The organism is Seonamhaeicola sediminis, from assembly GCF_004358095.2.
Lineage (GTDB): Bacteria > Bacteroidota > Bacteroidia > Flavobacteriales > Flavobacteriaceae > Seonamhaeicola > Seonamhaeicola sediminis.
This window is the reverse complement of sequence record NZ_SMZJ02000002.1, coordinates 204,516-224,852: the sequence shown is the minus strand read 5'-3', so window position 1 is coordinate 224,852 and position 20,337 is coordinate 204,516. Positions and strand designations below refer to the sequence as shown.

The following is a 20,337-nucleotide window of genomic DNA, read 5'->3' as shown; positions in this document are numbered from 1 at the left end:
ATGACTCATGGGGAAACGTGGATAATTTGGGTTCTTATGGCAATTTTAATTCAATTGTCAATTGACAAGAAGAGTTCTTAGTTATTCTTAAAAGAAACACTAAAGTCCAATAGAAATGTTGGGCTTTTTTTATACAGAATAGATAATTAGCATTGCTCTAAGAGTCATTTAATCAGACAAATAGTATGTTCAAACAAAAGTAAAAGAGCTTAATTTGAAATGGAATGTTTTTTAAAAAGAAAAGACTATTAACATAAATCAATAGCCTTTATCTTTAATTCTCCCTAAGAACTAATTAATAGCACCGCTAAATTACAAAGATGTTTAATTTGGTCATAATGCTTAATGTTATTAAATAGTTATTGTCTCAGTTAATAAAAATATTGATATTTATAGGCTTTAATATATAACTTAAGATATAATAAACACTTTTATAGATTCACGTCTTGAGGTATCAAGTATATACAGACAAAGTTTTATAATGATTTAAGCAAAATCTATTTGTTAATTTTTGCCTTTACCGCTTCTATAGTTTTTTTAGAATTACCTATAAAAATTGCATTGTCAATAACAACAACTGGTCGGCTCAAAAAGGTGTAATGCTCCAATATATAATGTTTAAAATCGCGCTCCTCTAAAGCTTGATCCTTCAAACCCATTTCTTTGTAAAGCTTAGAGCGTTTACTGAAAAGAGATTCATAACTATCAGATAGGGCACGCATCTCCTCCAACTGTTTTACAGTTATAGGTTCTGTCTTTATATCTTGAAGAATAAATTCTGTAGAAAGGTTAAGCTCTTTTAATATTCTTAAACATGTGTTACATGTTTTTAAGTAATAAACTTTTTTCATTTTTTATATCTATTTACCACAAAAATAAACGCTATTATAGCATTAAAAACTATATTTACCTCAAAAATAAATATTATGCCTTTTCCTTTAGAAATTTTACAAAAAACCAGAAAATCATTCAAAAATTTTTTAGAAGACACTTCCTTAGATAACCTAAATAAAATCCCTGAAGGCCATAAAAATAATATTATTTGGAATATTGGACACATCCTTGTTACAGAACAACTCTTGGCTTATAAATTGTCTGGACTACCAACCATGGTTAGTGACAGTTTAATTGAAAAATATAGAAAAGGTTCAATACCAGAAGGATATGTAACTCAGAATGAAGTTGATGAAATAAAAGGTTTATTGGAAGTTACTATTGAGAAAACTGCTGAAGATTATAAAAAAGGGCGTTTTAAAAACTTTAATGAGTATACCGTTTCAACCACTGGGAATACATTAACCAATATAGATGAATCATTACAGTTCATTTTATTCCATGAAGGTATGCACTTAGGAATTGTAATGTCTCTCCTGAAAGCGGTGTAAAGGAAGGTTTAGTCTAGATAATAGATATAACCAACATTTAACCATATCAACCAATCATTAAATTTATTGTAGCTTAGTTTATGGTTAAATCCGTCTACCCAATCGTTAAAATAAAGCTGCCACCGTAAATCAATTAATAAATCAGAAAGTACTCCAATTTTATATCTGGCACCAACACTGGCTACCATAGACCAATCAGAAAATGGGTTTACATCAACTGGATATTCTCTTTGTTCACCAGCAGGTAAAGTGGGTAAAAACCTTGGATCTTCATACCAGTAGGAGTATATGTTTGCTGCATTAAAAATATCTTGGTCACCATAATCTGTCCACCCTTGAGGAGAGGAAGAGGTATAATGAATGCCTAAACTAACATATGGCGCCAGTAAGTAACTAAAAGCCTGAAATGATCTAATACTCCTTGGAAAGTACTCCAATTGAGTCCCTATGTCAAAATTCTCAGCCACACCGTGGTGGGTTCTTAGCTTATCAGCATTTGCTGAAGTATATTTAGGTTTTACCCATTCTCCATGATGATCTAATCTGGTGTAGTTCCATGAAATTTCATTTCTTAACTTAAAGTGATCATTAAAATATGTATCGGTTGAATAACAGTTGCAATCGGCGCGATAGGCAAAGTTTATATAATGCACAATACCAATTCCTATACCTGAGTTACCAAGGTTAGTTTCTTCATCAAAACGACTGCCAAAGTCTGATCTAAATTCTACAGGACCTGCAATCACACCAATTTCATGAGAAAAACCTAATTGAGAGTACATTGCTTGATATGTAATCAACAAGCAAAACAAAAAAACTAACTGTTTCAAGTTAAGCATCATACGGCTTTGCTTTTGGGAGCATTAATTAACAAATATATAAAAACTGAATCAACAAACAAATAATGGTTTAATAGATTAAAAAATGTGAAATAATTTAATATTGAAGAATATAAAAAAAATAAACATCTTTTTTAAAGATAATGTATATTTGCTCTGGTAAATTGAATATTTTTTAATATTAGCGAAAATTTTATGTATGAAAAGTATTATAAATGAATTTTTAGATCTGGTAAAACAACGTAATGTTAACGAACCAGAATTTTTACAAGCAGTAGAAGAAGTTGCTGAAACTGTTTTACCTTATATTGTTAAAAATGATATTTACTATGGTAAAAACATTCTGCTAAGAATGGTTGAACCAGAACGTGTAGTAACTTTTAGAGTTTGTTGGGTTGATGACACAGGAGAAATTCAGGTAAATAGAGGGTATAGGATTCAAATGAATTCTGCTATCGGACCCTATAAAGGAGGTCTCAGGTTTCATCCCTCGGTAAATATGAGTATTCTCAAGTTTTTGGCGTTTGAACAAGTTTTTAAAAATAGCCTTACAACTTTGCCAATGGGAGGAGGAAAGGGTGGAAGTGATTTTGACCCCAAAGGGAAAAGTGATAATGAAATTATGCGTTTCTGCCATGCTTTTATGAGTGAATTATTTAGGCATATAGGTCATAATACAGATGTCCCTGCGGGTGACATTGGTGTTGGCGCCAGAGAAATTGGTTATCTATTTGGTATGTATAAAAAGATAAGTAACGGGTTCACAGGGGTTTTAACTGGTAAAGGTTTGTCTTGGGGAGGTTCTAAAATTAGACCTGAAGCCACAGGATATGGCACCGTTTACTTTGCCGAAAACATGCTAAATACTAAAAATGACTCTATAAAAGGTAAAAACGTAGTCATTTCTGGTTCTGGTAATGTAGCTCAATACGCTGCCGAAAAAGTTATTCAAATGGGAGGTAAAGTTTTAACACTCTCAGATTCTTCAGGATATATATATGATTCTGATGGTATCAATACTGAAAAATTGAAGTTTGTTATGCACTTAAAAAATGAAAAAAGAGGCAGAATAAAAGAGTACTTAAATGAATATCCCAATGCTAAATATACTAAAGGAGAAACACCATGGAAAGTACCGTGTGATGTAGCTCTTCCTTGTGCCACTCAAAACGAATTAAAAGTTGACGACGCTAAATCATTGCTAAATAATGGCTGTATTTGCGTGAGCGAAGGAGCTAATATGCCATCTACTAATGATGCTATAAAGGCATTTCTTAATGCAAAAATATTATTTGCTCCTGGAAAAGCATCTAACGCTGGAGGTGTTGCAACTTCAGGCTTAGAAATGACTCAGAATTCATTAAGATTTAACTGGACCAGAGAAGAGGTTGATAAAAAATTAAAAGAAATTATGGGTAATATTCATGATTCTTGTATTGAATATGGCCAAGAAGAAGACGGTTATATTAATTATGTGAAAGGTGCAAATATTGCAGGTTTTGTAAAAGTAGCTGATGCTATGTTAGCTCAAGGTGTTGTTTAATACAAAAGAACTTAATATTTTGAAAGCTTCTCTTTTTTTAGAGAAGCTTTTTCATTTGTATATTATTTTAAAGTAAAACTCGTTAGTTATAAATATATTTGATTTTTCTTAAACCGCTATGAGTAAAAACTATATAGTTTTATTAATTAGTTGCTTTTCATTTCTGTCTTTTAGTCAAGATTACTCTGCTTTATGGAAGGGTTATTTCTCATATAATAGTATTAGGGAAGTTATTAAAGGAGGTGATAAAATTTATGCCGCTTCAGATAATGCAATTTTTAGTTTGGATCTCCTAACAAATGAAATTGAAGAGATCAATACTGTAAATGGGTTGTCTGGTGAAACAATTTCAACCATATATTATAGTGAAGATTATAAGTTATTGGTTATAGGGTATGAAATCGGCTTGATTGAAATAGTGTTTGATAATGGAAATGAGGTTTTGTCTGTTGTAGATATCATTGAAAAGGCCACAATTCCTGTAACAGATAAAAGAATTAATCATTTTAATCCATATCAAAATTTAATTTATATATCAACAAATTATGGGATTTCGGTTTTTGATTTAGAAAGATTGGAGTTTGGAGATACATACTTTATTGGTAATAACGGCATTCAAATTCAAGTAAACCAAACGACTGTTTTTGGTGACTTTATTTATGCGGCTTGCTCTGATGGAAATGGAATTAAAAAAGCTCAAGTATCAAATCCTAATTTAATTGATTTTCAAAACTGGCAAACGCTATTTTCGGGAAATTATTTATTTATTGAGACCCATGAAACTAGACTTTACACTGTAAATGATGGAAACAGGATTTATGATATAACTAATGATATATTAAATGAGCAGTTTGTTTATACAGACAGACCTCTTGATGTTAAATCTGATAATGAAAACTTAGTTGTCACAACAGAAAATCATGTTTTTGTTTACAATATGAGTTTTAGCTTAATATCTCAAATACCCATTAGCGTTGATTTTGATACTGAGTACACTTCAGCCACTATATATTCTGATAGTGTTTATATAGGAACCCAAGATTTTGGAATATTAAAAACAACTATTTTAAATCCTATTTTATTTGAAGAAATTCATCCAGATGGTCCACTGATGAATATCCCATTTTCTATTCAAGCAGAATCAACGGGATTATGGGTAACTTTTGGAGAGTACAATTCACAGCTAAATCCATATCCATTAAATAGTAGGGGAATAAGCCACTTAAAAGAAGAAGTTTGGGTTAATACAAAATATAAAGACTTAGGGTTTGAGGCTAGGTGCTTAAATACAATTTCTATTAACCCGTTTAATAATAATCAAGTTTTTATAAGTTCATTTTTTGATGGGGTGTTAGAAGTTAATGATGATATTCCTGAAAATTTATTTAATGAGTCAAATAGTACTTTAGAAGATTTAGTGATTCCAAATAACCCAAACTACATTGGGGATATAAGAGTAGCTGCTTCTGCATTTGATCAAAATGGTGTTTTATGGATGATGAATTCAAGAGTTGATGATCCTTTAAATTCTTATAATCCTATTGCAAATCAATGGAATTCATACAGTTTTTCTGATGTTATTATAGATGGCTTTGGTGATGATTCTGGATTTGTTGATATAGCAATAGGTAGTGACAATGTTAAATGGGTAACAAGCCAGTTTCATGGAGTTATTGGATTTAATGAAAATGGTAATCCAAAAATTAAGAATATTGTAGGAGAAGAAAAAAATTTCCCATCTAGAGATGTAAGGTCAATTGCCTTAGATAAACGTAATCAATTATGGATTGGAACATTAAAAGGGCTGAGAGTATTATACAACACTTCAAGTTTTTTTACTGATGACAATGTTCAAGTTGAAGAAATTATTATTGAAGAAGATGGGATTGCCAAAGAGCTTTTATTTGAGCAATTTGTAACAGATATAGAGGTGGATGGCTCTAACAACAAATGGATTGGAACGGCAGATTCTGGCTTGTTCTATTTTTCTTCTGATGGTCAAAACACCATCTTTCATTTTACAAAAAGCAACTCACCTTTACCATCAAATACTATAAACGATGTTTCTTTAGATAATAGTAATGGTATTGTTTATATAGCTACCAGTAGAGGTTTAGTATCTTTTCGTTCTGGTGGTTCTAGCCCATTTGAAGATTTAACTTCTGCATATGCATACCCCAACCCTGTGAGACCCGGCTTTAATATTGTTGATGAAAAAGTAAAGATTAAAGACATTTCAGAAAATATCAATATTAAAATAACCGATATTGAAGGTAATTTAGTAGCCGAAGCCCAATCTAGAGTAAATCAAAGATACAGTGGTTATAACTTAGAAATTGATGGCGGAACCGCTTACTGGAATGGTAAAAATCTAGCTAATAATATAGTGGCCTCTGGGGTATACTTAGTTATGCTTTCAGATTTAGACACTTTTGAAACTAAGGTTATAAAACTAATGGTTGTTAGATAATGCTTATAACCACAAATGCCATTGTGCTTTCTAAACTAAAGTATAAAGACTATGACCTTATTGTAAAATGTTATACAGAACAACTTGGGGTTGTTAGCTTTTTATTAAAAGGGGTTTTAAAAAGTAAAAAAGGTAATACCAAAGCGGCTTATTTTCAATTGCTATCACAATTACAATTGGTAATTCAGTATAAAAACAACAGGTCTTTACAAATTATAAAAGAAACCAAACTCAACCACGTTTATATCAGTTTACACTCTAATGTTTTAAAAAGCTCAATTGTAATGTTTTTAGCCGAAGTTCTGTTTGGTGCTTTACAAGAAGAAGAACAAAACAAAACGTTGTTTAGTTATATAGAAAACACCTTACTTTGGTTAGATGCTCAAACCAATTTTGCAAATTTTCATTTGTTGTTTTTACTTAACCTAACTAAATATTTAGGCTTTTACCCTGATACAACCAATACAGAAGCTTACTTTTTTAATCTTAGTGAAGGACAATTTGAAATAAAAAAAACTAATAATCACAGCATTTCTGGTGAAAATTTAACACTTCTAAAACAATTGTTAGGCATAACATTTGATGACTTATCTTCAGTGCAAATAAGTTCAAAACAAAGACAATCTTTTTTAAATATGATTTTGCTATATTTTGAATTACATTTGGGCAACTTTAAACAACCAAAATCACTCACTATATTTAATCAGGTTTTTAGCTAAAAACATGAAGCTTTTATTCACATTTTCGTTTTTTCTACTCGCTTTTTTAAATATTCAGGCTCAAAACATTAAGGTTTTAAATAGTGCAACTCAAGAGCCCATTATTAATGTGGCTATTTATAACATAGACAAATCTAAAAGTATTGTTACCAATTTTAGGGGTGAAGCAGATATTAGCGAATTCAACAATACAGAAGTGATTTACTTCAAACATTTATCGCACATACTCAAGAAACTTACAAAACAAGAATTGGCGGCCACCAGAACAGTTTACTTAGAATCTAACACACAAGGACTTAATGAAATTGTGATTTCTGCCTCCAAATTCCAACAGCATAAAAAAGATGTTCCTCAAAAAATAATTAGCATACGGTCACAAAATGTTCAATTTACGAACCCACAAACCAGTGCCGATTTATTAGCCAACACAGGACAAGTTTATGTGCAAAAAAGTCAGTTAGGAGGCGGAAGCCCCATGATTAGAGGTTTTTCTACTAACCGCTTATTAATAAGTGTTGATGGTGTTAGAATGAACAATGCCATTTTTAGAGGTGGAAATTTACACAATGTCATTTCTATTGATCCTTTTGCCATTCAAAATACCGAAGTAACTTTGGGGGCTGGTTCTGTTATTTACGGAAGTGATGCCATTGGAGGCGTAATGAGTTTCTACACCCAAAAGCCTAGGCTATCCCATACAGATTCTTTACTCATAAAATCGAATGTCATTCTAAGGTATGCCTCTGCCAATAATGAAAAAACCGGTCACTTTAATTTAAATTTAGGTTATAAGAAATGGGGGTTTTTTACCAGTGCCAGTTATTCAGATTTTGCCGATTTGAAAATGGGAAAACATGGGCCAAACGAATATTTAAGACCAGAATTTGTAATAACAACCCCAACTGGTGATGAGATTATTCAAAATAATAACCCTTTAATTCAGAGATATACTGGCTATAATCAACTAAATTTAATGCAAAAAGCGCGTTACAAACCTTTTGAAAATTTAACTTTTGATTTAGGATTGTACTATACCTCTACATCAGATATTCCAAGATATGATAGGCTCATTAGATATAATGATGATACGCTACGATCTGCAGAATGGAACTATGGCCCTCAACAGTGGTTTTTATCTAATTTTCAGATTACCAAATTAAGTAGTCGTTCTAATTTGTACGACAAAATTAATACCACCCTAGCGTACCAAAACTTTAAGGAAAGCAGAAAAGACCGAAACTTCCAGTCTGATACTCGAAATATAAGAGCAGAGTCTGTAGATGCCTATTCATTCAATTTAGATTTAGAAAAGCGACTCAGCCCTAAAACGCAGTTTTATTATGGTCTGGAGTATGTATTTAACAAAGTAATGTCTGAAGGCAAAGAAGAGAATATCTTTAATAACACCATTTCTCGCACGGTCTCTCGATATCCAAATGGCGCCAATTGGCAATCGGCAGCTATATACAGCAGTATCAAGTACAAACCCAATCCTAAGTTTGTACTTCAATCTGGGCTCAGATTTAATCATATTGTTTCAAAAGCCAATTTTGAAGAAAATAATGTCTTTTTAAATTTACCGTTTAGTAGCTCTAAAAATAAAGCGGGTGCACTCACTGGAACTGCGGGTATTAGTTGGTCTCCTAACGAAGTTATACAATGGCGGTTAAATGCGTCATCGGCCTTTAGAGCTCCCAATATTGATGATATTGGTAAAGTTTTTGATTCTGAACCTGGCGCTGTTGTGGTACCCAATGAAACCCTAAAACCAGAATATGCCTATGGTGGTGAACTAGGGTTAAAACTAGACTTTGATAGCAAGTTGGTTTTAGATATAAGCTCATACTACACTTATCTGAACAATGCTCTGGTAAGAAGGTATTATACCTTAAATGGCCAAAGTAACATTATGTATGATGGAGAACTAAGTATGGTACAGGCCATTCAAAACGCTTCAAAAGCATGGATTTATGGTTTTGAAGTTGGGTTAAAAATGCCTATTACCAATAGCTTAGAGTTAACCTCACAATACAGTATTATTGGTGGTACTGAAGAGGTGGGAGCTATTGAAGTACCCATAAGACATGTAGCACCTAGTTTTGGCAACACACATTTAGTTTGGAATCATAAAGACTTAAAGCTTGACTTTTTTCTAAACTATAATGATGACTTAGCTTTTAATGAGTTAGCCCCTTCTGAAATTCAAAAAGCGTATTTATATGCTTTAGATGCCAATGGAAACCCGTATAGCCCATCATGGTACACTTGTAATTTAAGAACACAATATGTATTAAATGCTAGTACCACCATTACAGCTACGCTAGAAAATATTAGCAACCAGCGGTATAGAACCTATTCCTCTGGAATAACGGCACCAGGAAGAAATTTTATTGTATCGTTATTGTATAGTTTATAGAAGCTATTTTTTAATAAATTTTTTTGTAACAATAGTTCCGTCAGTAAATTCAACTTTGGCTATATAAATAGCTTTTTTAAGTTTTGATAATTCAAAAGCTTTAGAATCAAAGGGTCCATTCAATTTGTATAATGGAGTGTTTAAAAAATCAAATATCTCAATAGATTTAATGCCTAAATTACTTCTAGAAGCAAAAGTTATATTGCCATTCTCTAATTCGAAAATTTTAACTGAAGCTTGAGCACTGTTTAAACTATTTTTCGTTTTAAAAACAATTTCAAAACGATTGTTAAATTCTCCTGTTTCTGAAGTAAACGAGTAATCTGAAGAAGATAACTCATGATATTTATTTAATAACTTATCTTTTAAATAAATGGCATTTTCTGTTAAAAATGTCCCTTGAAGTTTAGCTAGTGACAAAGTGTATACAGTGGCAACTTCAATATTGGTTTTAAAGCCTATTCTAAGCTTCTCTTTTTTATCTAAACTATTAGGGCTTTTTCCTTGAATAGCAAATTTTTTGTCAGTTCCGTCGATTAATGAATATAAAGAAGCGCCTTTTTTACTTGATAATAAGCGAGGAGCATCAAAACTTAAACCGTCATTGCCACTAGTAGCCCCATCAACATAGCCCACTAAAATTTGATTATAAACACCATTATTTGAGGTTAAATCTATCCACAGTTTGTTGGCTCCAATATTGTTTTGAGTTTTAAAATTCGAATTTTTAAAAAATTGAGAATTACTTGTGCCATTTGCAATTCGCATTGCATTGGTGTATGTAACATTTCCATTGGATAAACTAGAAACGAAAAAACCTTGAGCAGAGGGAATATATTGTGTGGGAATGATACCGCTTGCTCCTGCAGCACCCCCAGTGCCAACCGTATACGTAGCATAATCATTTTGACTAAAATTTTCAACCTGGTTTCCTGGGTTACTACTGCTAGGAGGTGAAGCTTGTGACCAAAAATATGCTACCCCATCAATAACAGAGGAGTTTGCTGCTTGAAAAGCTGCAAAATCTATAGCACCTGGATAGGGGTTTCCAAGAAAATTCCAACTTCCCAAGGTGTTAGCCACATTATAATGTATGGAAGTAGATATATTGCCAGTATTAAAAGCACCTTCAAAAAGGGCACTATCACTACTTGGATATAATCCTAATGTGCTTGAAGTGGCAGCATAGCCAACACCTGGAATCATAGTATGGCCACTTGGTACCACTTCCCAATCATCGCCATTATCATCAACATTATCACCATTAGAATCTAAATAATTTGCAGCATTATAAATAAAGCGCCTATTTGAGCTAGTATTAGGGAAGGCATCACCTATTGTTTCATCGGTAACAGGAGAACTCCAAAAAGTATAGTAATACCATGCCTGTTTTGTTGCAGTAAGTTTAAACAATGAAGCAGTTCCACTACCATTTAAGTTAAAAGCTCCAGAAGGGTCATTTTGTATAAAGTTGCCCTGAGTTTGTACAGAAATAGTCCCATTAACATCAACATCATTTTCAACTTCAACAAAAGTTGCGTCACTCACAATTAACGTAGATCCAGAATTAATTGTTAAAGAACAAGCGGTAAAGCTGCCGTTAGTAGATGTGTCATAATCACCATCTAAAATAGTTGCCTTGTTTATATTTGGAAAGCCATTATCCCATGTAGACCCATCCCAAGTTGTTGTAGTAGAACAAAGGGGAGTAATTGTCCCATGAATTACAACGCCTTTATTTGTTGGAGAATGTTCTTCAATATCCAAAGTCCCAGTTCCATTAACGGCATTATAACCATATAATCTAAAAGTTATTGTTGAATTGATGTTTGTGAACGAAGATAAGTCTATTGTGATGTTTTTAACAGTTGTATTTACAGCATTATCTATATATATACTATTAAATCCTGAGCCATAATCTATCTGAATGTCAATTGATGTCGGACCATTGTTACTTCTATCATAAGCTATATCCATAGAGGATAAATTGATTTCATAACCTAAGTTTGGAGAAATAGTCCATTCTAAATAATCAGTATTATCAAAGACTGTAGACCAATTTATTGAGTTAAATGTACTCGCTCCAGTTTTTATATCAATTCCAGATCCTCTACAAATCCCACTGGCTGTTAAATTAATATCATTAGCAACAACACCACTGCATCCCGTGTTATTAAGAGAACTAAAAGAAGCAATCTCTTGCGAATAAATGAAACAAGTTAGGGCACAAGTTAAGACACTAAGAAATAATTTTCTCATTTAGTTAAGTTTATTTTTAGATTTGGTAAAATAAAAATTCAGATTTGCTATTAATCAATTCTTTATTACCTTAATCTTATGGTTAAAAAACAGACATACACTTTAGATGAAGCTAAACGAAAGCTTGAAAACTACTGTGCATATCAAGAACGTTGTCATAAAGAAGTTAGACAAAAACTGCAGGAAATGAATATGATTCCCGAAGCCATAGATGTTATAATGGTACATCTAATAAAGCATAACTTTCTAAATGAAGAACGTTTTGCCAAAGCATTCGTAAGGGGTAAGTTCAATATAAAAAAATGGGGAAAATATCGATTAACTTTAGAATTAAAGAAAAAAGATATATCCAAAACTAATATAAATCAGGCAATTAATGAAATTGATGATGAAAATTATTACAAAACTTTTAATGATTTAGCTAAAAAGCAAGTTTTAAGCCTAACAGACAAAAATAAACTTAAAAAAAGGAAGAAGTTGGCAGATTATTTATTGTATAGAGGGTGGGAATCTCAATTGGTGTATGAAAAAGTTAATGAACTTATACCGTAATTCCATTTTTTTTATGTGTTCTACTTATAGCTTGTTCATTTTTCCAATCAATCCATTTTTGACCTTTTATGCGTCGCATGGCATTATCAAAATGACGCATAATTAATACATTGTAAACAGCCTTACTAAAATTTTTAGGGTTTCTAGCTATGGCACGTAAACTCATAGAAAACCCAGGTGTTATATATCGCATATAGTGCCAATAGCCTTCAGGCATATATAATATTTCTCCATGGTTCAATTCCGTAATATAGCCTTTAGCTTTTTTTAACGCAGGCCATTTTTTAAAATCCGGATTTTTAAAATCAATATCTTCTCTAGTGATTAAGGAATGTGGAATTTTATACAGATAATCATTTTGTGTTTGGTCAAACAAAATGCATTGTTTTTTGCCTTCAAAATGAAAATGAAAAATGTTTGCTAAATCAATATCGTAATGCATAAAAGTATGCGAATTTTCACCGCCAAAAAATAGCATGGGAATGCCTTTCAAGAGTCGTAACCCAAAATCCGGAAACTTAAAATCTTGTTGCAATTGTGGCATCTCCTTTAAAATATTCCATAAAAAAATACGGTATTTGGTAGGTTCACGCTTTAGCAAATCAATGTAATCTGCCATTTTCATTTTTGCGTGTGGTTCATTAAAACCGTCTTTATAATCCACAGGCCGATCGTCGTAAAGCGGTACTATTATATCGCCAGCAATCTGTTTAATATAGTCTAAATTCCACTTTTTACAAGCAGGCCAATCTTCAATAAAACGTTCAATAACCACAGGTTTTTGTGGTTTAAAATAATGCTTGATAAAATCCTGTTTGGTTATAGTATTAACCCTAGGAATGTCTTGTAGGTTTAGTTTCAAGTCGATGAAATTAGATTGCCAAAGTTAAGAAAACGTTAAGACATTTAAAATAGTATAATTTGGGCTATCACGTCTGTAACGTAATAGGTCTTTTTGCAACACTTTGTGATTTGCTCTAACCTCTTTTATAAAAGCAATTTTACTTTAAGGCTTTTGCTTTAGCAGCTTCGTTACGTTCAATTTTGTGATCTGGTCGTGTCCATTTAGGCTTTTCTCCCAAGCTTTCAAACTGAGAATCTTTGGCTTCCACTGTTTGTGGTTGTACTTTTTTAGTGAATGGTTTTTGGGGTTCTAAACCTAAAACAGCAAACATTTCCATATCCTCATTTACATCAGGATTTGGCGTTGTTAATAGTTTATCTCCTGCAAAAATGGAGTTAGCACCTGCAAAGAAACACATGGCTTGACCCTCGCGAGTCATTTGCGTTCTACCCGCACTTAAACGTACCTGAGTTTCAGGCATGATAATTCTGGTTGTGGCTACCATTCTTACCATTTCCCAAATAGAAATTGGTTTTTGGTCTTCTAAAGGTGTGCCCTCAACTGCCACTAAGGCATTAATTGGAGTAGATTCTGGTTGTGGATTTAACGTTGAAAGCGCCACAAGCATGCCGGCTCTGTCTTCTAGAGTTTCACCCATGCCAATAATACCGCCACTACAAACCGTTACATTAGTTTTTCTAACATTGTCTATGGTATCCAATCTATCTTGATAACCCCTTGTAGATATAACTTCTTTATAATACTCCTCAGATGAATCTAAATTATGATTGTAAGCATATAAACCAGCTTCTGCTAAACGCTTTGCTTGATTTTCGGTAAGCATGCCAAGTGTACAACATACTTCCATATCTAGTTTGTTGATAGTGCGTACCATTTCTAAAACCTGATCAAACTCTTCACCATCTTTTACATTACGCCATGCAGCTCCCATACAAACACGAGAACTTCCACCTTCTTTAGCCCGTAAAGCCTGAGCTTTTACTTGCTGTACACTCATTAAGTCATTGCCTTCTATATTAGTATGATAGCGGGCGGCTTGCGGACAATAGCCACAATCTTCACTACACCCTCCTGTTTTAACAGATAATAGCGTACTTACCTGAACCACATTAGGGTCATGATGCTTTCTATGAACAGTAGCCGCTTCATAAAGTAACTCCATGAAAGGCTTATTGTATATGTCTAGAATTTCTTGCTTAGTCCAATTGTGTCTTGTTTCGCTCATAAACAGGTGGGTTAATCAAAATCAAAAATACTAATTTTAAAGTATCTGGGTTACTTTTTACTCAATAATATACTAACGGCATTACCACCAAAACCTACCGCATTTACTAAAACGTTATTAATAGCTTTTGGTTGTTTTTGAGTTTCTAGATATGGAACATCTATAAACTTTTGATATTGTAGCATTAAAATAGCCAACTCAAGACTTAAAGTACCCGAAGCACCAAACGTATGGCCAATTTTCCATTTATTTGATGTTAGTGCTGGCAAATCATTTTTAAAAATCGCTTTGATAGCTTTGTATTCTGAAAGGTCGCCTTTTATGGTTCCAGGAGCATGCATCACAATAACATCGACATCTTTTGGGTGCAAATCTCCTAAGGCCATTTTCATGGAGCGTTGAAAACATTGGGCGTCACTAGAAATGGAAATGTTATGTTCTAGAATTTCGGTGGCATAACCTATACCTTTAACCGTAGCCAAAGCGTTATCTTTTTCACCTTCTTCTATACAAACCATAGCAGCACCTTCACCCAAAACCATAGTATTTTGTTTTTTCGAAAAGTCTAATGCTTTACAAGGATAATCATCGTTTTGTTTTGAATAAATCTTTAAAGCTTTCATTTGGGCAATGGTAAACGGTGTTAAAGGTGCCTCACTCCCTCCAACCAAAAACTTATTGCACATACCGGAATTAATCCAAGCAATACCATTTAACATGGCATGTAGCGCTGTAGAACAAGTGATGGAGTGACTTATTTCTGGTCCTTTGGTTTGCAAATCGTGAGCTACCCAAGAGGCAATATTTCCTAAGGTTGTTGTAGGGGAACTTAAAGTTTCAGCCTTTTTGTTTTCTAAAAAGCCTTTGTAATATTCTTCAAAAAGTGATGTGGCTCCTCTAGAAGATCCAATATTAATTCCAAAATTATCTGAAGCTTTCCAATCCGCTTGTTTTACCACTTCTCTAGAAGCATAAATAGCATATAACACAGTATCGTCTAAAGATTTATATTTGTTGTCCGATTTTCTTAACTTTTCGATATCAGCTTTTATTTCTTCCGAAATGGCAGCAACCCAAACACTTTTTTCTTGAAACAGTTTTTCAGAAGTAAAAGATTTGTCTTTAAGGTAGTTATCCCAAACTTCATCTTGATTATTTCCCAAAGATGAAATAGAAGCTACCGCTGTAATTGAAATTGTTTTGTGCAAGGGTTTTTATTTTGCGTAAATTTATACTATTTCCAGAGCTTGTTCAATGGTTTTGTATATTTTATCTAATTGCTTTTGGGTAATGGTATAGGGTGCTTGTATATAAATAGTATTTCCTAACGGGCGGAGAAACACACCATTATCCATAAAAAAGTTCAATAGCTTATCACGAAGGTTACCATAACGTTCCATTTTAATATTCAAATCCAATGCGAAAATAATACCCTTCTGTCTAATAGACTTAACTTTTGGATGACCTTCAATCCGTTCTCCAAAGTTTTTATGTGATTTTATAATGACTTTAATACAATTCTGAATCTCATCTGATTGCAGCAGTTCAATACTTGCCAAAGCCGCAGTACATGCTATGGGGTTGGCGGAATAGGTGTGGGCATGAAATAAGCCTTTACCAATATCATTACTGTAAAAGGCATTGTAGATTTTCTGAGAACATGACGTTATTGCCATTGGTAACAAACCTCCAGTTAATGCCTTACTCAAACAAATAATATCTGGTTGTGGCTCAATATAATCTGAAGCAAAATAACGTCCTGTTTTTCCAAAGCCTGTCATTACTTCATCGGCAATGGTTATAATATTATTTTCTTTACAATAGGATAGAATTTCAGTCAAACCTTTGGGGTCATACATTTTCATAGCGGCTGCACCTTGCACTAACGGTTCGTAAACAAAGCCTGCTACTTTATTGTTTTTAATGATGTTTTTAAGCGTGTTTAAAACCTCTATATTGTTTTCTCCATTAGGGGTTGGAATACGCTCTACGGTTATAAAAAATTCTTCAAAAGGACCGTTATAAACAGATAAACCAGAGACGCTCATGGCACCAAAGGTGTCTCCGTGAAAACCATCTTCAAAAGCAATTAAAACATTACGTTTATCATTCTTATTAGAATGGTATTGTAATGCCATTTTAATGCCTATCTCAACAGAGGTTGAGCCATTATCACTAAAGAACACCTTCTCCTGATTTTTAGGAAGCATTTTAATAAGTTCTTCCGATAATTTTATAGCAGGCTCATGAGTAAAACCACTAAAAACAACTTGATCTAGTTGCTTCATTTGGGTCGCTACTTTATTTGTAATATAATCATTACAATGACCGTACATACAGGTATACCATGAGGCAATGCCATCTATATATTCATTGCCATCTTCATCATAAAGTACGCAATCTTTCGCTTTGGTTATGGCAATAGCATCTGGATGCAGTTTATGTTGGGTTAAAGGATGCCAAATATGTTTTTTATCGCGTTGTTTTAGGCTCATAATGCTTTCAGGTTATCCCTAAAAATGTCTGCATATTCCTTTACCACATTTTGGTCAAAATAGGGTTCTTCATTAATTCTACCAATAACAGTTACATCAGTCATATTTCTAATAATGCTTTCTGTTGATGGGTGCTCATTTCCACTAAACAGAACAGCTACTTTAAATCCTTTGTTTTTTAATGTGTTTATGGTTAGTAGGCTATGGTTAATACTTCCTAGATAGTGACGAGACACCACAATAACTTTATCATTAGGATGTATTAAATCTAAAATAGTTTCGGTATCATTTATAGGTACTAATAAACCACCTGCGCCTTCAATTACCAAATAATTGGTGGTTTTAGGTCTTTTAATTTTAGAAACACTAACCGAAACCCCATCAATTTCTGCTGCAGCGTGAGGACTCATCGGTGTATTTAGAGCAAAAGCATTTGAGTGAAATTTAGATTTTGGATTTGACACCAGCCGCTTCACTTTCATGGTATCGCTATTATCAAGTTCTCCTGCTTGAATAGGTTTCCAGTAATCAGCTTTCAATGACTCTGTAATTATTGCTGAAGCTACTGTTTTACCAACTTCGGTTGATATTCCTGTGATGAAGTATGTATTCATTTTAAATCAAATTCTGTTTTACAATCATCACATTTATATTTATGCTTTGTGTAAAAAGGAAGCATGGTAACAAATAGATTGAGAATAAGCGCAAAAATAAAAGCAAAAAAAGATTTACTATCTTTTACTGTAGAATAAAGTTGTGTTTTGTTACTATTACAATTTGGGCAACTTATACTATTTCCGTAGTCATCAACAGAATATTTTTTTATGGATTCTAAAATTTGTTCTGCTTCTTTAGCTTGTGAGGATAGCACTTTAAGTTTTACACCACCAATGGCATTACTAACCAAAGGATCTGTATCAATGGTAATATTATCTGCTAAAAATACTTGAATGCCTTCTGCCTCTAACCTTCCTTTTATAATTTGGGCCTCTGCAGAGTATTGATATTTTGCTACGGTTTTAAATGTGTCTATCATGAGCTTACAAAAGTAGCAAGTAAGGCTAGAACTTCCACAATTTCTTTTTCAGAATTGTAGCTATGCAAACAAAACCGTAATCTTTCCTGTCCCTCAGGAACTGTTGGAGATAAAATAGGTTTTACATCATAACCTTTGCCTTGAAGTTTTTTTGAAATATATTTTACATTTTCGTTTCCAGAAATAATGCAACAATGAATAGCTGAATGACTTTCAATAAATACATCTTGTAGCTTGTTATTCAAGATGCCATTTTTAAAATAGACAATATTTTGAAACAATTTACGTCTTTGGTCTGTAACTGTAATCTCTGAATAAGCAGATTGAATGGTAGACAAAGTGTGTGGTGCTAAACCTGTGGTATAAATAAAACTTCTGCTAAAATTAATTAAATACTGTTTTAACTGTTCACTTCCTAAAATAGCAGCTCCGTGGCATCCAAGGGCTTTTCCAAACGTTACCAAACGCGCAAAAACTTCAGTTTCTAGTTTTAAATGCTGAACGAGCCCTTCACCTTTGTTTCCAAAAACACCAATGGCATGTGCTTCATCAACCACCAAATAAGCGTTTTGTTTTTTACATAACTCCGATAATTTCACCAAATTAGGGGAATCGCCATCCATTGAAAACACAGATTCTGTTACTATATAAATATGCGAGTGAGATTTTGAAACAAGTTCAGAATGACGCCGTATTAATTGCTCTAATTCTTCTAAATTGTTATGCTTAAACTTGTAGGCTTTTGCATGGCTTAAGGCAATCCCATCTCTAATTGAGGCATGACTTAGCTCATCATATAGAATAATATCATCTTTTTGAGGCACAGCAGAAAAGAAACCTACATTAGCATTGTAGCCTGAATTAAAAATTAGGGCCGATTCACTATCATGAAAATTGGCTAAAATATTTTCAACAACAGGATATAAGTTATGGTTTCCAGATAATAACCGCGACCCCGTTGCTCCATTTTGCTTGATGTTATGTCCGGTTAAGTAATTATGTGCACTATCAAAAATGGACTCATTTTTTGCAAACCCTAAATAATCGTTAGACGAAAAATCAACTAGATTACTTTCGTTTTTAAGTGTTCGTAAAGCATTATGTGCTTTTCGATTATCTATTTTTTTTTGAAGCTTTTTAGGAAACATAAATCAAAAGTACAAAGACCTTTCGGTTTTAAAAACTAGAGTGCTTTAAAATAATTAATTATTCATTTTAAACAAAAATTATTGTTTTTCAATAATTTTTAATATGTTTGTTATTGATAAACAATAATTAATAGTCGTGAAAACAATAACTATCCTTAAAAAAATAATTACAGCTTACTATTACCTCGCCATATTTGGATTTCTATTTTTAACGATTGGATTCCCTATTATATTTAGCATAAAAAAGAACAAAGTTAGTTTGGAAGAACCTATAGAATTGAATTTTATGGATATGAATATTGATGTTTCAAATATGGGTCTAGGAGCATTTATAGCAATAATTGTTATTGGCGCAATCATATTATTTCCGTTTTTAAAAGGGATTTATTTATTTAAAAAATCGTTGCACGATTTATCCAACGGAAATTATTTTTCAGATTTAGTTGTGACTAATTTCAAGAAAATTGGGGTATGTTTTTTAATATTTGGGTTTGGCCAGTGGATATTTAAAATAGCTGTACAATTAATATTTGTTAATGATCTTAAGCTAGGGATAGATAACACACTTTTTTTATCCTCAATTTTAGGATTATTCTTTCTTTTTTTAAGTGAGGCCTTCGCAAAAGCAAAGGAAACAAAACAAGAAAACGATTTAACCATATAATTATGAGAAAAATTAAAATCCTAAATTATTTAGTAATTGGTTTATTACTAATTAACGTATTTTGGTTTATAAGATATTCTATCTTTTCATTTAATCTACTAAATGATGAAGAATTAAAGCAGACTTTTAAAACAAGCTTATTCAAACATTACAAGTTTTTTATCGACTTATTTTTTAAATTTTTAGTTTTAGTGGGTATTTTCTTTGTTCAAAGAGCATTAAACAATATCATAAAAAAAGGAGCTTTTAATAACAAATTACATTTACTGCTAAAAAGAGGTGGGTTATTCTTTATCATTTCGGGTTTTTTTGGCTTTGTAATAAATTTCATCATTCCTTTATTTATACTATTTAAAAGAAACCCTCTAAATATGTTTATCGGAAACGATTTTCTTATTTTAATAATTGGAGTAAGCCTTTACTATGCCTCGGACATAATTCATGATGGAACTTTACTTAAACAAGAAAACGATTTAACCATTTAGTTATGCCAATAATTGTAAACTTAGACGTAATGCTCGCAAAGCGAAAAATGAAGAGCAAGGAATTGGCAGAAATTATAGGAATTACCACAGCAAATCTTTCCATCTTAAAATCGGGCAAAGCCAAAGCAGTACGGTTTTCTACTTTAGAAGCTATCTGTAAAGCGCTCGATTGTCAACCAGCAGATATTTTAGAGTTCATTGAAGAATAAAATTGTACTTTTGAATCGTATCAATAT

The 20,337-nt window shown here is 32.6% G+C and carries 19 protein-coding genes; 9 read left to right on the top strand and 10 right to left on the bottom strand.

Going from position 1 to position 20,337, the window contains the following annotated elements; all coding sequences use genetic code 11:
* Positions 1–497: 497 nt before the first annotated feature.
* Entirely contained in the window at positions 498–851 is a 354-nt protein-coding gene (locus E1J38_RS03595; RefSeq protein ID WP_133355807.1) for an arsenate reductase family protein, read from the bottom strand.
* 75 nt (positions 852–926) lie between these two features.
* On the opposite strand from E1J38_RS03595, the gene E1J38_RS03590 reads away from it, so the two are divergent.
* Positions 927–1,385 (top strand): DinB family protein, encoded by a 459-nt coding sequence (locus E1J38_RS03590; protein WP_133355808.1) that lies wholly within the window; start codon positions 927–929, stop codon positions 1,383–1,385.
* A gap of 8 nt (positions 1,386–1,393) precedes the next feature.
* On the opposite strand, the gene E1J38_RS03585 is transcribed toward E1J38_RS03590, so the two are convergent.
* Positions 1,394–2,227: a THC0290_0291 family protein gene (locus tag E1J38_RS03585; RefSeq protein WP_133355809.1), complete on the bottom strand. Its 834-nt coding sequence runs from the start codon at positions 2,225–2,227 to the stop codon at positions 1,394–1,396.
* 196 nt (positions 2,228–2,423) lie between these two features.
* Here E1J38_RS03585 and gdhA point away from each other — a divergent pair, with 196 nt between their 5' ends.
* The 4 genes from gdhA (at position 2,424) to E1J38_RS03565 (ending at position 9,372) form a co-directional block, all read left to right on the top strand.
* Entirely contained in the window at positions 2,424–3,767 is a 1,344-nt protein-coding gene (gdhA, locus tag E1J38_RS03580) for an NADP-specific glutamate dehydrogenase (protein WP_133355810.1), read from the top strand.
* Positions 3,768–3,885: 118 nt separating this feature from the next.
* Positions 3,886–6,237, top strand: a complete 2,352-nt coding sequence (porZ, locus tag E1J38_RS03575; RefSeq protein ID WP_133355811.1) for a type IX secretion system anionic LPS delivery protein PorZ — start codon at positions 3,886–3,888, stop codon at positions 6,235–6,237.
* Positions 6,237–6,956, top strand: coding sequence for a DNA repair protein RecO (recO, locus tag E1J38_RS03570; RefSeq protein ID WP_133355812.1), 720 nt, complete (start codon positions 6,237–6,239; stop codon positions 6,954–6,956). The genes porZ and recO overlap by 1 nt, the downstream gene beginning before the upstream one ends.
* A gap of 4 nt (positions 6,957–6,960) precedes the next feature.
* The gene (locus E1J38_RS03565; protein ID WP_133355813.1) at positions 6,961–9,372 is read left to right on the top strand and encodes a TonB-dependent receptor plug domain-containing protein; all 2,412 of its coding nucleotides are present in this window, start codon (positions 6,961–6,963) and stop codon (positions 9,370–9,372) included.
* A gap of 3 nt (positions 9,373–9,375) precedes the next feature.
* On the opposite strand, the gene E1J38_RS03560 is transcribed toward E1J38_RS03565, so the two are convergent.
* Positions 9,376–11,631 carry a T9SS type A sorting domain-containing protein gene (locus E1J38_RS03560; RefSeq protein WP_133355814.1) on the bottom strand — a complete coding sequence of 752 codons (2,256 nt, stop codon included), beginning with the start codon at positions 11,629–11,631 and terminating at the stop codon, positions 9,376–9,378.
* Between the two features lie 78 nt (positions 11,632–11,709).
* On the opposite strand from E1J38_RS03560, the gene E1J38_RS03555 reads away from it, so the two are divergent.
* On the top strand, positions 11,710–12,183 hold the full coding sequence (locus tag E1J38_RS03555; protein ID WP_133355815.1) for a regulatory protein RecX: 474 nt from the start codon (positions 11,710–11,712) through the stop codon (positions 12,181–12,183).
* Here E1J38_RS03555 and E1J38_RS03550 read toward each other — a convergent pair.
* The 7 genes from E1J38_RS03550 to E1J38_RS03520 form a co-directional block, all read right to left on the bottom strand.
* Positions 12,173–13,045 (bottom strand): cupin-like domain-containing protein, encoded by an 873-nt coding sequence (locus tag E1J38_RS03550; RefSeq protein WP_133355816.1) that lies wholly within the window; start codon positions 13,043–13,045, stop codon positions 12,173–12,175. The two genes, E1J38_RS03555 and E1J38_RS03550, sit on opposite strands and share 11 nt — an antisense overlap.
* A 139-nt stretch (positions 13,046–13,184) precedes the next feature.
* Complete coding sequence (bioB, locus tag E1J38_RS03545) at positions 13,185–14,273, bottom strand: biotin synthase BioB (RefSeq protein ID WP_133355817.1); 1,089 nt, start codon at positions 14,271–14,273, stop codon at positions 13,185–13,187.
* 50 nt (positions 14,274–14,323) lie between these two features.
* Positions 14,324–15,481 (bottom strand): beta-ketoacyl synthase N-terminal-like domain-containing protein, encoded by a 1,158-nt coding sequence (locus tag E1J38_RS03540; protein ID WP_133355818.1) that lies wholly within the window; start codon positions 15,479–15,481, stop codon positions 14,324–14,326.
* Between the two features lie 21 nt (positions 15,482–15,502).
* Positions 15,503–16,768, bottom strand: coding sequence for an adenosylmethionine--8-amino-7-oxononanoate transaminase (gene bioA, locus E1J38_RS03535; protein WP_133355819.1), 1,266 nt, complete (start codon positions 16,766–16,768; stop codon positions 15,503–15,505).
* Positions 16,765–17,382, bottom strand: coding sequence for a dethiobiotin synthase (gene bioD, locus E1J38_RS03530; protein WP_133355820.1), 618 nt, complete (start codon positions 17,380–17,382; stop codon positions 16,765–16,767). The genes bioA and bioD overlap by 4 nt, the downstream gene beginning before the upstream one ends.
* Positions 17,379–17,804, bottom strand: coding sequence for a putative signal transducing protein (locus E1J38_RS03525; protein ID WP_133355821.1), 426 nt, complete (start codon positions 17,802–17,804; stop codon positions 17,379–17,381). Before E1J38_RS03525 ends, bioD begins: the two co-directional genes overlap by 4 nt.
* Positions 17,801–18,952, bottom strand: coding sequence for an aminotransferase class I/II-fold pyridoxal phosphate-dependent enzyme (locus E1J38_RS03520; RefSeq protein WP_133355822.1), 1,152 nt, complete (start codon positions 18,950–18,952; stop codon positions 17,801–17,803). The genes E1J38_RS03525 and E1J38_RS03520 overlap by 4 nt, the downstream gene beginning before the upstream one ends.
* Before the next feature lie 136 nt (positions 18,953–19,088).
* Between E1J38_RS03520 and E1J38_RS03515 the strand changes: the two genes are divergently transcribed.
* From E1J38_RS03515 to E1J38_RS03505, 3 genes are read left to right on the top strand one after another with little or no spacing between them, the layout of a single operon-like run.
* Complete coding sequence (locus E1J38_RS03515) at positions 19,089–19,616, top strand: DUF2975 domain-containing protein (protein ID WP_133355823.1); 528 nt, start codon at positions 19,089–19,091, stop codon at positions 19,614–19,616.
* 2 nt (positions 19,617–19,618) lie between these two features.
* The gene (locus E1J38_RS03510) at positions 19,619–20,101 is read left to right on the top strand and encodes a DUF2975 domain-containing protein (protein ID WP_133355824.1); all 483 of its coding nucleotides are present in this window, start codon (positions 19,619–19,621) and stop codon (positions 20,099–20,101) included.
* Positions 20,102–20,103: 2 nt separating this feature from the next.
* Positions 20,104–20,310: a helix-turn-helix domain-containing protein gene (locus E1J38_RS03505; RefSeq protein ID WP_133355825.1), complete on the top strand. Its 207-nt coding sequence runs from the start codon at positions 20,104–20,106 to the stop codon at positions 20,308–20,310.
* Positions 20,311–20,337 lie beyond the last annotated feature (27 nt).

Excerpts from the sequence above, each read along its gene's own strand:
- E1J38_RS03595 (WP_133355807.1), bottom strand. The coding sequence starts at position 851 with ATGAAAAAAGTTTATTACTTAAAAACATGTAACACATGTTTAAGAATA.
- E1J38_RS03590 (WP_133355808.1), top strand. The coding sequence starts at position 927 with ATGCCTTTTCCTTTAGAAATTTTACAAAAAACCAGAAAATCATTCAAA.
- E1J38_RS03585 (WP_133355809.1), bottom strand. The coding sequence starts at position 2,227 with ATGATGCTTAACTTGAAACAGTTAGTTTTTTTGTTTTGCTTGTTGATT.
- gdhA (WP_133355810.1), top strand. The coding sequence starts at position 2,424 with ATGAAAAGTATTATAAATGAATTTTTAGATCTGGTAAAACAACGTAAT.
- porZ (WP_133355811.1), top strand. The coding sequence starts at position 3,886 with ATGAGTAAAAACTATATAGTTTTATTAATTAGTTGCTTTTCATTTCTG.
- recO (WP_133355812.1), top strand. The coding sequence starts at position 6,237 with ATGCTTATAACCACAAATGCCATTGTGCTTTCTAAACTAAAGTATAAA.
- E1J38_RS03565 (WP_133355813.1), top strand. The coding sequence starts at position 6,961 with ATGAAGCTTTTATTCACATTTTCGTTTTTTCTACTCGCTTTTTTAAAT.
- E1J38_RS03560 (WP_133355814.1), bottom strand. The coding sequence starts at position 11,631 with ATGAGAAAATTATTTCTTAGTGTCTTAACTTGTGCCCTAACTTGTTTC.
- E1J38_RS03555 (WP_133355815.1), top strand. The coding sequence starts at position 11,710 with ATGGTTAAAAAACAGACATACACTTTAGATGAAGCTAAACGAAAGCTT.
- bioB (WP_133355817.1), bottom strand. The coding sequence starts at position 14,273 with ATGAGCGAAACAAGACACAATTGGACTAAGCAAGAAATTCTAGACATA.
- bioA (WP_133355819.1), bottom strand. The coding sequence starts at position 16,768 with ATGAGCCTAAAACAACGCGATAAAAAACATATTTGGCATCCTTTAACC.
- bioD (WP_133355820.1), bottom strand. The coding sequence starts at position 17,382 with ATGAATACATACTTCATCACAGGAATATCAACCGAAGTTGGTAAAACA.
- E1J38_RS03525 (WP_133355821.1), bottom strand. The coding sequence starts at position 17,804 with ATGATAGACACATTTAAAACCGTAGCAAAATATCAATACTCTGCAGAG.
- E1J38_RS03520 (WP_133355822.1), bottom strand. The coding sequence starts at position 18,952 with ATGTTTCCTAAAAAGCTTCAAAAAAAAATAGATAATCGAAAAGCACAT.
- E1J38_RS03510 (WP_133355824.1), top strand. The coding sequence starts at position 19,619 with ATGAGAAAAATTAAAATCCTAAATTATTTAGTAATTGGTTTATTACTA.
- E1J38_RS03505 (WP_133355825.1), top strand. The coding sequence starts at position 20,104 with ATGCCAATAATTGTAAACTTAGACGTAATGCTCGCAAAGCGAAAAATG.